Source organism: Isoptericola hypogeus (assembly GCF_039531145.1).
Taxonomy (GTDB): Bacteria; Actinomycetota; Actinomycetes; order Actinomycetales; family Cellulomonadaceae; genus Isoptericola; species Isoptericola hypogeus.
The window spans coordinates 26,290-38,909 of sequence record NZ_BAAAPM010000005.1 but is presented as its reverse complement, the minus strand read 5'-3'; the positions used below and the strand labels follow the sequence as shown (position 1 = coordinate 38,909).

Below are 12,620 nucleotides of genomic sequence, written 5' to 3'. Positions count from 1 at the left end.
TCGACGACGTCTACTCGGCGCCGCCGTCCAGCTCGGCCAGCACCTCCGCGGCGCCCCGCGGCCGGGCGAACCAGTGCCCCTGCCCGATGTCGATGCCGAGGGACTCGGCCAGCTCCACCTGCCGCTCGTCCTCGAGCCCCTCGAGGACCACCGGCTGCCCGAGCTCGTGCAGCGCGCGCACGTTGTGCTCCAGGAGCTTCAGGCCGGGTGCGTGCGTGGTGAGGAAGTCGCGGTCCATCTTCACCCAGTGCCAGCGTCGGCGGGCGACGGCCCGCAGCCGCGACTGGCCGGCCCCGTAGTCGTCGAGCGCGACACCGATGCCGTGGCGCTCCAGGTCGTCGACGACCTCGTACCTCTCGTCCCCCCACGCGTCGTCCCCGCGCTCCGTGACCTCGAGCACGATCTCGGCCTCCGCCGAGCGGGAGCGCTGCACGATCCACTCGAGCGCGCTGCTCTCCCAGGTCAGCTGGTCGGACTCCAGGTTGATCGACACGACGACGCGACGACGCAGGCGGCGGCATGCCTCGTCCGCCATGTCGATCGCCTGTTCCGCGACCTTCCGCGTGACGGCATCCAGCGCGCCGACCCGGCGCGCGGCGGCCACCAGGTCCGGGGGCGGGACGGCGCCCCGCCCCGGGATGTCGCCGCGCAGCAGGGCCTCCCATCCCTGGACGGTGCGCGCGGGCAACGCGACCAGGGGGTGGAAGACCACTGACAGACCGCCGGCGAGGAGTGCCTGGACCGACTCGGAGTCCGTCGGCTCCACCGTGCCCTGCGGGCGCTGCGACTTGCGCTGCCGCACGTCCCGCTCGGCACGGGCCACGATGCGGCCGAGGGACTCGTCCCGGTCCACGGACAGGGTCCGGCCTACGGTCACGCCGAGCACGATCTCCTGCCCGTCGGCGTTCACGGGCTCGCCCAGCAGCTGCTGGAGGGACGCGCACTGCTCGTCGAGGTCCGCCTCGTCACGGACGTCGTGACACACCCCGACGAACTCGTCGCCGCCGAACCGGGCAAACCTCCACCGCCCCGAGAAGGCGTTGAGGCGCTTGCCGACCGCCGCCAGCGCGATGTCCGCCCGCAGGTGGCCATAGGTCTCGTTGATCTGCTTGAAGTAGTCCAGGTCGAAGAAGACGATCCCGAGGATCTCCCCGGGCATCCGGTCCCGGGACTTCCCGGCGAGGATCGACCGCCAGTACTTGTACTCCCACAGGCCCGTGAGGTCGTCGGTGACCGACTCCATGTGGAGCCGGCGCTCCGTGGCGGAGCGCAGGAACGACTCCTTGCCCAGGGCGGCGACGCCGGCGGCGAGCTCCTCGTCGTGCCGGTTGAACCCCGCGTCGCGCGGACGCCGCCGGGCGACCAGCCACCGGTCGGGCAGCACCTGCGCGGACAGCGCCCGTCGCCCCCCGGGCGAGGCCTCCACGGCGACCCCGTCCACGCGGACGTGCTCGGAGACGAGGCGGAGCATCGTGTCCTCGATCTCGTCCTCGGGCCACGGCGTCTCGCTCGCGGCGCGCGTGAGCGCGTCCGCGAGACGGCGCAGGGAGGCGGCCCGGCTGTACTGCCACAGGGCGAGCGCGGCGAACGTCCCGGACAGCAGGACCGCGACGGCCGCCCACGGGTCGCCCGGGTCGTTGTAGAGGATGTTCAGCCCGGCGACCAGGGCGACCGCGTACCCCACGCCCGAGAGGGCCGCCGGGAGCACGCTGGAGGTGATGTCGATCGGCGCCCGTCCCCCACGGTCGAGCAGCGCACGGAGACCCTTCAGCACCACGGCGGCCACGAGGTACTCGAGCAAGCCGGACGCGACCGACCAGCCGAGCGTCCCGGGAGTCCACGGCAGGTCCAGGGTCACGGCGAACTGCCCCGCGACCACCACCATGGCGGCGTGCGGGAGCATCTCCCAGGCGCGGACCCGGAGCGCCACCGGGTAGGACACCACGACCGTCACGGCCCACAGCGGCAGGACCGCGGATGCGTCGTCGTGGACGAACGGGCTGGTGACCACCGCCAGCGAGACGCCCGCCACGACCATGCTGAGCACCCGCGCGACCGCGGGCTTGTCGCTCACCAGAGACATGCCGAGCACGCCCACGGTGCTGAGCAGGGCGAAGACGGTGTACAGGCCGATGTACGGCGGTTCGCCGATCCACCCGACGAATCCCATGACGACGACAGCCGCCGCGGCGGCCATCAAGACCCAGTCGTAGACGCGGGCGGTGAGCCGCCGGTCCCCCCTCATGGCACTCGACCCTAGTGTCCGAGCGGCCTTCCGGCCGGGCGAGCGCAGACCGCGATCCCGGGCGCCCCCTGCGCGACGCCGCTAGGTTCTTCGCATGGATCCCGCGCCCACCCCCTCGCCGCCGGCCACCATCGCCGGGTGGGAGCGCGCCGGTCGCCGGGCCTGGGCGTTCGTCGGCATCGTGCTGGCGTCGCTCGCGGTGTACGTCGGTCTGTCGCTGCTGTCCGGGATCGTGGTGCCGCTGATCGTCGCGGTCGTGGTCGGTGCGCTGTTCGCCCCGCTGGTCGACCGGCTGGCACGGAGGATGCCGCGCGCCGTCGGGGCGGGGATCGTGCTGCTCGCCCTCCTGGCGCTCGCCGCCGTCGTGATCGGCCTCGCGATCGACGGCGTCGTCGACCAGGCCGACGAGATCGGCGAGCAGCTCGCCCGCGGGTTCGACGAGGCGATCGGATGGTTCCAGGGCCTCGGCGTCGGCGGCCTCGACGCCGGACGGGCGACCGAGGGCACCCAGGAGCTCGGCACGTCGCTCATCGGCGGCCTCGCCGCCGGGATCGGCAGCGTCTTCTCCAGCACGGCGGCCTTCGTCGTCGGCCTCTTCGTCGGCGTGTTCCTGCTCTACTTCGTCCTCGCCGACTGGCACGAGCTGTCCGCGTGGACGGCCCGGCACCTCGGCGTCCCCCGGACCGTGGGCACCGACCTGGTCGAGGACACGACGTGGGCGCTACGCCAGTACTTCCTCGCCCTGTCGATCACCAGCCTCGTCGTGTCGGCCCTCGTGGGGATCACCGCGGCCGTGCTGGGGCTTCCGCTCGCGCTGACCATCGCCGTGGTCACGTTCGTGACCTCCTACGTGCCGTTCCTGGGGGCGATCCTCTCCGGCGCGTTCGCCGTGCTCATCGCCCTCGGCTCCGGCGGGCTCACCGACGCGGTCGTCATGCTCGCCGTCGTGCTGATCGCCCAGAACGCCGTGCAGACGCTGCTGCAGACCAAGCTCACGCAGGGCCGGTTGCAGATGCACCCGATCGTCATCCTCGGCTCCACGATCGCCGGCGCCGCCGCGTTCGGTCTGCTCGGCGCCGCGCTGTCCACACCGGTCGTGGCGATCGTCGTGAAGGCGGTCGAGCGGCTCCGGGGCGCCCCCGACGCCAACCCCGGCACCGAGCCGGACGGCGCCGGACACGACCCAGCGCCCGCCGGCGCCTGACCCACGAAGGGCCGGGCGCCGACGGGCGCTGGTCACCGGTCGACCGGGTCGGTCAGCGGCCGTTCAGGCAGAGCTGACGCGGCCCCGCCCGCATCGCCAGGGTCGTCGTGCCGTACGAGCCGTCGAGCCAGAGGGCCTTCGTGCCCTCGTCGGCGGCGACCTGGTACTGCATGCCCGCCGCGCACGTCATCGGGCGGATCTTCCCGCCGGAGGTCGGCACCTGGAAGATGTGCGGGACCGTGACGCCCGGCCAGTCCTCGAAGGTGATGGCCTTGTCGGTGGCGTCGAACTCCCCGAGCAGGGGCGCGTCGTCCGCCTGCTCGTCGACGACGACCTTGGTCCCCGTCCCCTGGAGGTTCGTGGTCCACAGCCCCATCGGGCCGCCGGGGTACTGGTCGACGCCGAGCACCAGCTTGTCGTCCAGCACCACCGGCGCGTACAGCCCCGCGAACGGCACCGGCGAGTTCTCCGGGTCCTCCGACATGATCTCCGGGAGCATCGTCTCGGCCCCGGTCTTCACGTCCCGGACCACGACGTTCTGGTGGTAGGTCACGCCGTCCGGCCACTGCTGCAGGTAGTACAGCTTGCCGTCCTGCACCGAGCCGAAGCCGCTCATCTTGTGGTACGTGTTGTCGACCTGCTGCGCGCTGCCCGGCACGCTCGCGTCGGCGTAGAACTGCTTCGAGCCGAACAACCAGTGCGTCGCGGTCCAGGAGACGAGGTCTCCGTCGACGGAGAGGTTCGTCGGTTCGACGCCCGTCGCCGCGATCCGCTCGGGCTCCCCGCTGCCGTCCACCGGCGCGCGCATGATCGACCTGGCGTTGCCGCCCCACGCCACCCAGACGACCCACTCGCCGTCCGTCTGGGGGTACACGTGGAACTCGCGCTCGCCGGAGTTCACACCCTGCGCGATCTTGATCGGCTCGATGGACCCGTCCGTGCGCCCCGCGTACAGCGAGTACGGCTCGCCCGGCGCGTCGGCCTGCGACATGACCCACCAGCCGCCGCCGGCCGCGGGGCCGGTGCGCTCGACCTGGATGTCGTCCATCAGCCGCTGGGCGTCGCCCTTGGGGAACTTCTCCCACAGGAGCGTGATGCCGTGCGCGGCGAACGACGTGGCGACGGCGAGCCGGTCGCGGGCGCTCAGCCCCAGGTCGCGAGCGGCCTGGACGACGGCCTCGCGGCCCGCGTAGAACCCGTCGGTCGGGGTCATGTACTGCGACAGCGCCGTGTAGACCAGGCGGTCGGCCTTGGCCGCGCCCAGCTTCTCCCGGATGTCCCACAGGGCCCCTGAGAAGATGGTCGAGTCGTAGTGCACGCCGCCGCTGTCGTACTCCCACGTGGCGCCCATGATGTCGGCGGTCGTGCGCCCGTCGTTGAGGTCGCGCAGGGCGCAGTCGCGCGGCGCGGCCGTACGGCACAGGTCCTCGCCCAGCAGCCCGGCCTGCGGGTCGTCCATCGACGTGCCCGAGACGTCGACGTCGACCGCGTTGCCGAAGTAGTCGGCGATCGCCTCGTTCATCGCCCCCGACTGGTACGCGTAGATCAGTCCCGCCGTGTGCTCGATGACGCCGTGCGTCATCTCGTGGCCCACCACGTCGAGGTCCGCCGACAGCGTGCGGTACTCGCTGTCGCCGCTGCCGTACACCATCTTGGTGCCGTCCCAGAAGGCGTTGACGAAGGGGCGGAAGTTGGACGTGACGCCGACGATCGACGTCATGTCCCCTCCCTCGCCGTCGAGCCCGTCGCGGCCCAGCGCGGCGTAGTAGTCGTACACGTGGCCCGCGTTGACGTGCGCGTCGACGGCGCCCGACTCGGTGTCCTCGCCGTCGAACCGGTCGTCCGGCCCGGAGACGACCGGCAGGCTCGCCGGCATCTGGCCCAGCACCTGGAGGACGTCGTAGCCGCGCCCGTCGTAGGTGGAGATCGCGGTGTCGCCGTTGCTGCGGTCCACCATGCTGTAGGTGCCGGCGTCCTCCGTGAGCTGCAGCGGCACCTCCTCGCCGGAGGACGTCACGCCCGTGCCCTCGACCGACGTGGCGGTCTGCATGCCGTCGAAGGCCATCAGCGGCCAGGCGGCGTCCGCGTCGATCATGACCTCCTTGACGACGGGCTGTCCGTCCTCGGGGTCGGTCGCGCTGACCGTCACCTGGTAGGCGAGCACGCCGTCGCCCTGCGGCAGCACGACCAGCCCCTGCGGGTCGGCCTGCACCTCGACGGTGGGCGTCGCGCCCTCGGCGGTCGGCTCGAAGCCCGCGCCGAACGCACGCCCGGCCAGCTCGTCGCGCAGGTACGCCTTCGCCTCCTGAACCGCTCGCGCCTGCGTCACCCCCGCGTCCGTGTCGACGTCGAGGTCCGTGGCGTAGGTGCCGTTGACGCTGAGCACCTCGGTCGAGCCGCCGTCGGAGCGCGTGTGCACGAGGTACTGCCCGCCGAAGACCGGCACGCCGTCGACCGTCTGGCCGAACCGGACGGTCTCGACGGCGTCGTCCGCCGCGGCGCGGCCGCGCGCCGTCGGCGCCTCGCCGGCCGGGGCGTCGACGACCTCGAGGTCGGCGACGTCGATCCCGTAGGTCGCGCGGTTGTCCTCCAGGTAGGAGCGGGCGGCGTCGACCGGGTCGGCCACGGGGACGGACTCGTCGATGCCGGTGACGCGCTGCGGCGCGAGCTCGGTGTCGCTCAGGGTGGTGGGCGCCGGGGCGTCCGGGTCTGCGGCGTGCGCGGGGGCGACGACGGTCAGTGCGGCGACAGCGCACGTGAGGGTCGTCGCGGCCACGAGCCGCGGAAGGGGTCGGGGCACGGGGTACTCCCAGCTCTCGGTGTCGGGCGGGCCGTTCCTCGGACGACGTCGATGTCCTCCGGTGGGCCGATTCAAGGCCCCGGCCGGGCCGGCATCAAGGCCGACACGTGCGCAGATGCGCGCGTGCGGACTTGTGCGCACCGCGCTCGCCCCCGGAGAATCCGCCCGTGCCCACCGCCGCGCCGCCGCCTCCCGCCGACGATCCCGCCGTCCTGTCCCGCCTCGGTCTCGACGACGACATGCTGGCGGTCTACCGGGCGTCGCTGCGCACCGGGGACACTATCGCCGCGGCACTCGCCCTGGACACGGGCATCGGCACCGACCGGGCGGAGGGAGCCCTCGATCGGCTGGCCGCCGCGGGCTTCCTCACCACGTTCGGCGCCGTGGCGCCCCGTGCGGCGCTGCGCACCGTCGTGACGCAGCGCATGGCCGAGCTCGCGGTGCAGCAGGCCGAGCTCCGCACCGTGGACGCCATGGTCGACGGGCTGGCGGACGTGCTCTGGCCGCAGGACGCCCGGCTCCCCGTCCGGGACGCCAGCCTCGTCGTCGGGACGCCGGAGATCGCACGGCTCAGCACCCACATCGTCATGGCGGCCCGGCGGGAGGTCCTGGTCCTCGACACCCCGCCCTACGTCCAGGAGGACGCCGAAGTCGCGGTCGAACCCTCGGCGCACTTCAGCGTCGGGGCGGACGCCGACGTCCAGGCACTGAACCGCGACGTCATCTTCCGTCGGATCGTCGCCCAGGAGGGTCTCGCCCTGCCCGGCCGGGCCGAGGCCATCCGCGACCTGATCGACCAGGGCATGTCGGTGCGCGTGCGCGCGACCCTGCCCTCCAAGCTCGTCGTGGTCGACGGCACCACCGCGCTGCTGCCGCCGTCGGCGACCACGGACGCGACGGCGACGGCCTTGGTGCTGCGCGGCGGCATGCTCGCCCACGTCGTCGTGCCGCTGTTCGAGGCGCTGTGGGCGGACTCGGTCCCGCTCACCGTCGGGGCGGGCGACGTCGTGCGGGGCGAGCCCGACCCGCAGGGCGCGCCGTCGGCCGAGGAGCGCGAGCTCCTCACGATGCTCGCCGCCGGCCTCAAGGACGAGGCGATCGCGCGTCATCTCGACGTGCACGTGGCGACGGCCCGACGGCGGATCTCGGCCCTCCTGGTGCGGCTCGGGGCCGCGACCCGCTTCCAGGCGGGGCTGCAGGCGGCGCGCCGGGGCTGGTTCGTCGACGAGGCGATCGTCTCGGGAGGGGTTCAGCCGAGGTAGGCGCCCGCGGCCAGGTCCTCGAGCAGCGTCGGCCCGGTCGGCTCCCAGCCCAGCAGCTCGCGCGTGACGGCGCTGGACGCGGCGACGTCCGTCCCGAAGAACCCGCCGATCCAGCCGAAGTGCTCGGCCGCGTCCGCCGGGTCGATCGACGCCGTCGGCAGGCCGAGGGTGCGGCCGATCGCCTCCGCGATGTCCCGCGTGGGGATCCCCTGCTCGGCCACGGCGTGCACCACGCTCCCCGCGGGCGCCTTGTCCACCGCCAGCGCGACGGCACGGCCGACGTCGGCGACGTGGGTGGCCGGCCAGCGGTTCGCGCCGTCGCCGACGTAGCCAGCGACGCCGCGCTCGCGCGCCACCTGCACCAGCACCGCGGTGAACCCGTGGTCGCCGGCGCCGTGCACGGTGGGCGGGAAGCGCAGCGCGACCGACGCGACGTCTCGGCCCACGGCGTCGAGCGCGAGGCCCTCGGAGCCGCCCCGCGGCGCGTCCGGCCCGGCGAACGCGGACACGTCCCGCTCGGTCATGACCCGGCCCGGCGCGCCGGCGAGGCCAGACGCGACGAGCAGCCTGCGCCCGCTGCCGGCCAGCTCGTCGAGGAACCCTTCGACGACCCGGCGCTCGGTGCGCCCGGCGCCGGCGTAGTCGCCGAAGTCGTGCTGGAAGGCGAGGTGGACGACGGCGTCGGCGTCGCGGGCGGCGACGCGCAGGCCCGCCACGTCGTCCAGGCCGCCGCGGTGGACGCTCGCGCCCAGGGCCCGGACCCGCTCGGCGGAGGCGTCGGACCGGGCCAGCCCCACCACCTCGTGGCCCGTCTCGACCAGGTGGGGAACGGTGGCGGAACCGATCCACCCCGACGCACCGGTGACGAAGACTCGCATGGGAAGCCCCTTTCGATGTCAGTTGCTGACATCGACCACGGTACACCCGATGACAGTTGCTGTCATCACCTAGACTGTCGCGCTATGGGCAGATGGGAGCCGGACGCGCGAGGACGGCTGGTGAGAGCGGCGCTCGACCTGTACTCCGAGCGCGGCTTCGACGGCACGACGACCGCGGAGATCGCCGCGCGTGCGGGCGTCACCGAGCGAACCTACTTCCGGCACTTCGCCGACAAGCGCGAGGTCCTGTTCGACGGCTCGCACCTGCTCGAGGAGGTGCTGGTGGGCGCCATCGAGGACGCTCCCGAGAACGCCGCCCCGCTGGGCGTCGTGGACGCCGGCGTCGCGACCATGGCGGCCGTGCTCGAGGACCGCCGCGAGTTCGCGGGGCGCCGCGCCGTCGTCGTCGACGCCACCCCGCACCTGCAGGAGCGCGAGCTGCTCAAGCTCGCCTCCCTGCGCGACGCCGCGGCGGGGGCGCTGCGGCGCCGGGGCGTCGCCGAGCCGGCGGCCTCGATGGTCGCAGAGGCCGGAGTCGCCGCGTTCCGGGTGGGCTTCGAGGCCTGGATCGCGACCGGTCAGGACCGCCCCGTCGCCGACCACGTCCGCGAGGCCTCCGCCGCGCTGCGCGAGCAGGCCGCCCGCTAGGCTCACAGCGTGCCCAACTCCCCCGTGAGCATCCCCCTGACCAGCGACGTCACCCTCCGACTGCTGCACCGCGACGACGGCACGGCGCTCGCCGACGCCTACGACCGCAACCGGGAGCACCTCGAGCCGTGGGAGCCCGCGCGGCCGGTGACGTTCTATGCCGCGGAGTACCACGCACGGCAGGTGCCGGTGCAGCTGCTGGAGCACTCGTCCGGGCGGTCGGTCCCGCTGGTCATGGAGCGCGACGGCGAGATCGTCGGGCGGGTGAACCTGTCGGACATCGTGCGCGGCTCGTTCTGCAGCGCCCACCTCGGGTACTGGGTCGACGGCCGGCTCGCCGGGCGCGGCCTCATGACGGCCGCCGTCGAGGCCGCCTGCGCGCACGCCCGCGACGAGCTCGGGCTGCACCGGGTGCAGGCCGCGACGCTGCTGCACAACGAGGCGTCGCAACGGGTGCTCGCCCGCACCGCGTTCGAGCGCATCGGCACCGCGCCCCGGTACCTCAAGATCGCCGGCCAGTGGCAGGACCACGCGCTCTTCCAGCGCATCCTGCACGACTGAGGCGGAGGTGCAGCGCAGGGTGGGGGCCGAGGGACGAGGCACGCGCCCGTAGCGGAACCGCAGCCTCAGGCGTCAGAGAGCACGACTGAGGCGGAGGTGCAGCGCAGGGTGGGGGCCGAGGGACGAGGCACGCGCCCGTAGCGGAACCGCAGCCTCAGGCGTCAGAGAGCACGACTGAGGCGGAGGTGCAGCGACTTCTCCACCCGCTCGCGACGCCGTTTCCGCATGCGCTGCGCCGCCACGTGCGATAGACCGGGACCGTCGGGGGACGCGGACGGGGGAAGCCATGAACACTGACGCCGGGTCGTTGACGATCGCACTGCTCACCGCGTGCTCCGAGCCCGAGCTGGGCATCCGGTCGCGCATCGTGCAGGAGCTGCTCGACGAGGCGAGCGGTGACGCCCACCTCGCGCGCGAGGTCCTCACCACCATGCTCACCGCGTCGGTGATGTCGCTGCAGGCCTACGGCGACGCCACGCACCGCGATCCCCAGGACGTGCTGCGCACGCTCGGCGTCAGCTGGTCGCAGCGCTCGCTCAGCGCCTGACGACCGGCTCCGCTCAGGCGGCCGGGCCGTCCAGGTCCTCGATGCGCGCGACGCTCGGCTCCCGCTCGCCCTGCAGGCGCGCAGCCACGTCCTCCGCGGCGCGCAGAGCCCGCAGCACGTTGCCGCTGGTGAGGGCGCCGAGGTCGGCGTCCGACCAGCCGCGGTCCGCGAGCGCCGCGAGCAGGTTCGGGTACCCGGAGACGTCGGCCAGCTCGTCGGCGAACCCGCCCGCGCCGTCGTAGTCGCCGCCGAGCCCGACGTGCCGGGCGCCCGCGACCTCCCGCACGTGCTCGACGTGCTCGACGACGTCGTCGAGCGTGGTCGGCGGCTTGGGGTTGTCCCGGGCCCACTCGTCGGAGAACGCCGAGAACGCCGCGTGGTCGTTGGGCGCGATCCCGGCCGCCCTCGCGGCCTCCCCGGCCGCCGTCCGCCACGCCCCGACGGCGGGGGTGACGAAGCTGGGCACGAACGTCACCATGCACACGCCGCCGTTGCCGGCGAGGCGGGCGAGGACGTCGTCGGGCACGTTGCGGGGGACGTCGCACACGGCCCGGGCGGAGCTGTGCGAGAAGATCACGGGGGCCTCGGCGACGTCGAGCGCGGCCCGCATCGTCCCCGCCGACACGTGCGACAGGTCGACCAGCATGCCGAGGCGGTTCATCTCCCGCACCACCTCGCGCCCGAAGGCGGACAGGCCGCCGTGCGGGGCAGGGGTGTCGGTCGCCGACTCGGCCCAGGGGTTGTTGTGGTTGTGGGTGAGGGTCATGTACCGGACGCCCACCTCGTACAGCATCCGGAGCGCGCCCATCGAGGAGTCGATCGACTGCCCGCCCTCGGCTCCCATGAGCGACGCGATCCGGCCCTCCGCCCAGGCGCCCACGACGTCGTCCGCGCTCAGCGCGAGGCGGAAGTGCTCCGGCCACCGCGCCGCCAGGCGCCGGACGGCGTCCACCTGCTCGAGCGTCGCCGTGACCGCCGCGCTGCCGGGCAGGTTGGACGGCACGTACACCGACCAGAACTGGGCGCCCACTCCCCCGGCTCGCAGCCGCGGCACGTCGGTGTGGGTGCGGCCCGCCGTGCCGGCCGCCACGTCCAGCCGGGACCAGTCGTACGCGACCTGCTCGCGCGCCTCCCACGGCAGGTCGTTGTGGCCGTCCCAGACGGGGTGCTCACGCAGGAGGGCGGCGATGCGCTCGGTCGTCATCCCGCGACCCTACCGACGTCCGGCGGATCGGTTGACCTCAACCTATCTTGAGGTCCTGGCGTCGCTGCATGACCGGCACGACCAGCATGCTCCGCCGAGCGGTCGCCTGACGGCACGGCTCGTGGGGCCGGCTCCAGCAGGCCTCAGTCGCGGCGCGAGCCGCGCAGGCGGTCGATCTCGCGCCGCTCGCGCTTGGTGGGGCGCCCGGCGCCGCGGTCGCGCAGCCCGACGGCGGCCCGCTCCTCGCGGGCGGGGACCGGCGGGCTGTGGTCCCGGTACGCCTTGACGGCCAGCGGCGCGCCCACCCGCTTGGGCAGCAGCTCGACGACGACGACGTCCCGGTCACGCAGCGTGTCGCGCCAGGTCACGCGGTCGCCGGCCGCCACGTGCGTCGAGGGCTTGGCCACGACGCCGTTGACCCGCACGCGGCCCGCCCGGAGCAGGGCGGCCGACGACGACCGGCTCTTGAACAGCCGGACCGCCCACAGCCACACGTCCACCCGCATCCCGTCAGCCTCTCACGAGGCGGCGCGACGGCTGCTCTCTCCCGGCCCCCTGAGGTCCGCCATGACGGCCTCGGCGGCGGCGAGGTCGCTGCCGAACGGTGTCCGGGGGCGGGTCCCCACGCGCGGCGCCGGCGCACGGCTCGCCGGGAGGTCGGCCGCCGGGCTCACGACCGTCGCGTCGAGGCTCGGGACGTTTCCGCCCCGGCCGGTGAGGTCGTCCGGGTCGGTGATGACCACGGCGCCCTCGACCCTCAGCAACGGGATGCGGAAGAGCCGCGCGAGGAGGCGGACCTCGATGAGCATGGTCGCCCGGCTACTTGCCGAGGGTGATGTCGGCGTACGGGTCGGACGACCGCGACGACGAACCCGACGACCGCGACGACGACCCCGACGACCCCGGCGAGCTGGCCGACGCGCCGTCCGCGTAGAGGTCTCGGAGCCTGGCGACGAACGCCTTCGTGCCCGTCTCGATCTGCGCGTACCGCTCCCGGCCGGCACGAGTGCCGACCACATATCCCAGGCCGAAGAAGACGGCGCGGCCGAGCGCCCTACGACCGATCATCCTGGTCCCCCTGGCCCTCCTGGTCCTGCCGCTTCCGGACGGCGGACGCGACCGCGCTGGCGGCCGTCACCCCAGCCACCGAACCGAGCGCGATCAGTCCCGACTTCACCGCCGTGTCGCCGGATCGCTTCGGCCTGCCGCCCAGCGCCTCCGCGACCCGATCGAGGAACGTCTTCCTGCGGAACAGCTTGATCATGGTGCTC

At 73.7% G+C, this 12,620-nt stretch carries 13 protein-coding genes; 5 read left to right on the top strand and 8 right to left on the bottom strand.

Annotation, left to right across the window (positions count from 1 at the left end; translation table 11 throughout):
• Positions 1-10 precede the first annotated feature (10 nt).
• Entirely contained in the window at positions 11-2,245 is a 2,235-nt protein-coding gene (locus ABD254_RS12810) for an EAL domain-containing protein (protein ID WP_344248817.1), read from the bottom strand.
• A gap of 94 nt (positions 2,246-2,339) precedes the next feature.
• On the opposite strand from ABD254_RS12810, the gene ABD254_RS12805 reads away from it, so the two are divergent.
• Positions 2,340-3,449: an AI-2E family transporter gene (locus ABD254_RS12805; RefSeq protein ID WP_344248816.1), complete on the top strand. Its 1,110-nt coding sequence runs from the start codon at positions 2,340-2,342 to the stop codon at positions 3,447-3,449.
• A gap of 52 nt (positions 3,450-3,501) precedes the next feature.
• Here ABD254_RS12805 and ABD254_RS12800 read toward each other — a convergent pair whose 3' ends face one another.
• A complete protein-coding gene (locus ABD254_RS12800; protein WP_344248815.1) occupies positions 3,502-6,249 on the bottom strand; it encodes a M4 family metallopeptidase in 2,748 nt (915 codons plus the stop codon).
• A gap of 167 nt (positions 6,250-6,416) precedes the next feature.
• On the opposite strand from ABD254_RS12800, the gene ABD254_RS12795 reads away from it, so the two are divergent.
• A complete protein-coding gene (locus ABD254_RS12795) occupies positions 6,417-7,511 on the top strand; it encodes a hypothetical protein (protein WP_344248814.1) in 1,095 nt (364 codons plus the stop codon).
• On the opposite strand, the gene ABD254_RS12790 is transcribed toward ABD254_RS12795, so the two are convergent.
• Positions 7,499-8,389 (bottom strand): SDR family oxidoreductase, encoded by an 891-nt coding sequence (locus ABD254_RS12790; protein ID WP_344248813.1) that lies wholly within the window; start codon positions 8,387-8,389, stop codon positions 7,499-7,501. The two genes, ABD254_RS12795 and ABD254_RS12790, sit on opposite strands and share 13 nt — an antisense overlap.
• Positions 8,390-8,509: 120 nt before the next feature.
• Here ABD254_RS12790 and ABD254_RS12785 point away from each other — a divergent pair, with 120 nt between their 5' ends.
• From ABD254_RS12785 to ABD254_RS12775, 3 genes are all read left to right on the top strand, one after another.
• Entirely contained in the window at positions 8,510-9,037 is a 528-nt protein-coding gene (locus tag ABD254_RS12785) for a TetR/AcrR family transcriptional regulator (protein ID WP_344248812.1), read from the top strand.
• Between the two features lie 9 nt (positions 9,038-9,046).
• Positions 9,047-9,598 carry a GNAT family N-acetyltransferase gene (locus ABD254_RS12780; protein WP_344248811.1) on the top strand — a complete coding sequence of 184 codons (552 nt, stop codon included), beginning with the start codon at positions 9,047-9,049 and terminating at the stop codon, positions 9,596-9,598.
• 286 nt (positions 9,599-9,884) lie between these two features.
• Positions 9,885-10,145: a hypothetical protein gene (locus ABD254_RS12775; protein ID WP_344248810.1), complete on the top strand. Its 261-nt coding sequence runs from the start codon at positions 9,885-9,887 to the stop codon at positions 10,143-10,145.
• Between the two features lie 13 nt (positions 10,146-10,158).
• Here the strand turns inward: ABD254_RS12775 and ABD254_RS12770 are convergent, their stop codons facing one another.
• From ABD254_RS12770 to ABD254_RS12750, 5 genes are all read right to left on the bottom strand, one after another.
• Positions 10,159-11,349, bottom strand: a complete 1,191-nt coding sequence (locus ABD254_RS12770; RefSeq protein WP_344248809.1) for a dipeptidase — start codon at positions 11,347-11,349, stop codon at positions 10,159-10,161.
• Positions 11,350-11,492: 143 nt separating this feature from the next.
• Positions 11,493-11,855 (bottom strand): RNA-binding S4 domain-containing protein, encoded by a 363-nt coding sequence (locus tag ABD254_RS12765; RefSeq protein WP_344248808.1) that lies wholly within the window; start codon positions 11,853-11,855, stop codon positions 11,493-11,495.
• 12 nt (positions 11,856-11,867) lie between these two features.
• A complete protein-coding gene (locus tag ABD254_RS12760; RefSeq protein ID WP_344248807.1) occupies positions 11,868-12,158 on the bottom strand; it encodes a hypothetical protein in 291 nt (96 codons plus the stop codon).
• A gap of 10 nt (positions 12,159-12,168) precedes the next feature.
• Entirely contained in the window at positions 12,169-12,417 is a 249-nt protein-coding gene (locus ABD254_RS12755; RefSeq protein WP_344248806.1) for a hypothetical protein, read from the bottom strand.
• Complete coding sequence (locus tag ABD254_RS12750) at positions 12,404-12,613, bottom strand: hypothetical protein (protein WP_344248805.1); 210 nt, start codon at positions 12,611-12,613, stop codon at positions 12,404-12,406. The genes ABD254_RS12755 and ABD254_RS12750 overlap by 14 nt, the downstream gene beginning before the upstream one ends.
• Positions 12,614-12,620: the final 7 nt, after the last annotated feature.

Excerpts from the sequence above, each read along its gene's own strand:
- ABD254_RS12810 (WP_344248817.1), bottom strand. The coding sequence starts at position 2,245 with ATGAGGGGGGACCGGCGGCTCACCGCCCGCGTCTACGACTGGGTCTTG.
- ABD254_RS12805 (WP_344248816.1), top strand. The coding sequence starts at position 2,340 with ATGGATCCCGCGCCCACCCCCTCGCCGCCGGCCACCATCGCCGGGTGG.
- ABD254_RS12790 (WP_344248813.1), bottom strand. The coding sequence starts at position 8,389 with ATGCGAGTCTTCGTCACCGGTGCGTCGGGGTGGATCGGTTCCGCCACC.
- ABD254_RS12775 (WP_344248810.1), top strand. The coding sequence starts at position 9,885 with ATGAACACTGACGCCGGGTCGTTGACGATCGCACTGCTCACCGCGTGC.
- ABD254_RS12770 (WP_344248809.1), bottom strand. The coding sequence starts at position 11,349 with ATGACGACCGAGCGCATCGCCGCCCTCCTGCGTGAGCACCCCGTCTGG.
- ABD254_RS12765 (WP_344248808.1), bottom strand. The coding sequence starts at position 11,855 with ATGCGGGTGGACGTGTGGCTGTGGGCGGTCCGGCTGTTCAAGAGCCGG.
- ABD254_RS12760 (WP_344248807.1), bottom strand. The coding sequence starts at position 12,158 with ATGCTCATCGAGGTCCGCCTCCTCGCGCGGCTCTTCCGCATCCCGTTG.
- ABD254_RS12755 (WP_344248806.1), bottom strand. The coding sequence starts at position 12,417 with ATGATCGGTCGTAGGGCGCTCGGCCGCGCCGTCTTCTTCGGCCTGGGA.
- ABD254_RS12750 (WP_344248805.1), bottom strand. The coding sequence starts at position 12,613 with ATGATCAAGCTGTTCCGCAGGAAGACGTTCCTCGATCGGGTCGCGGAG.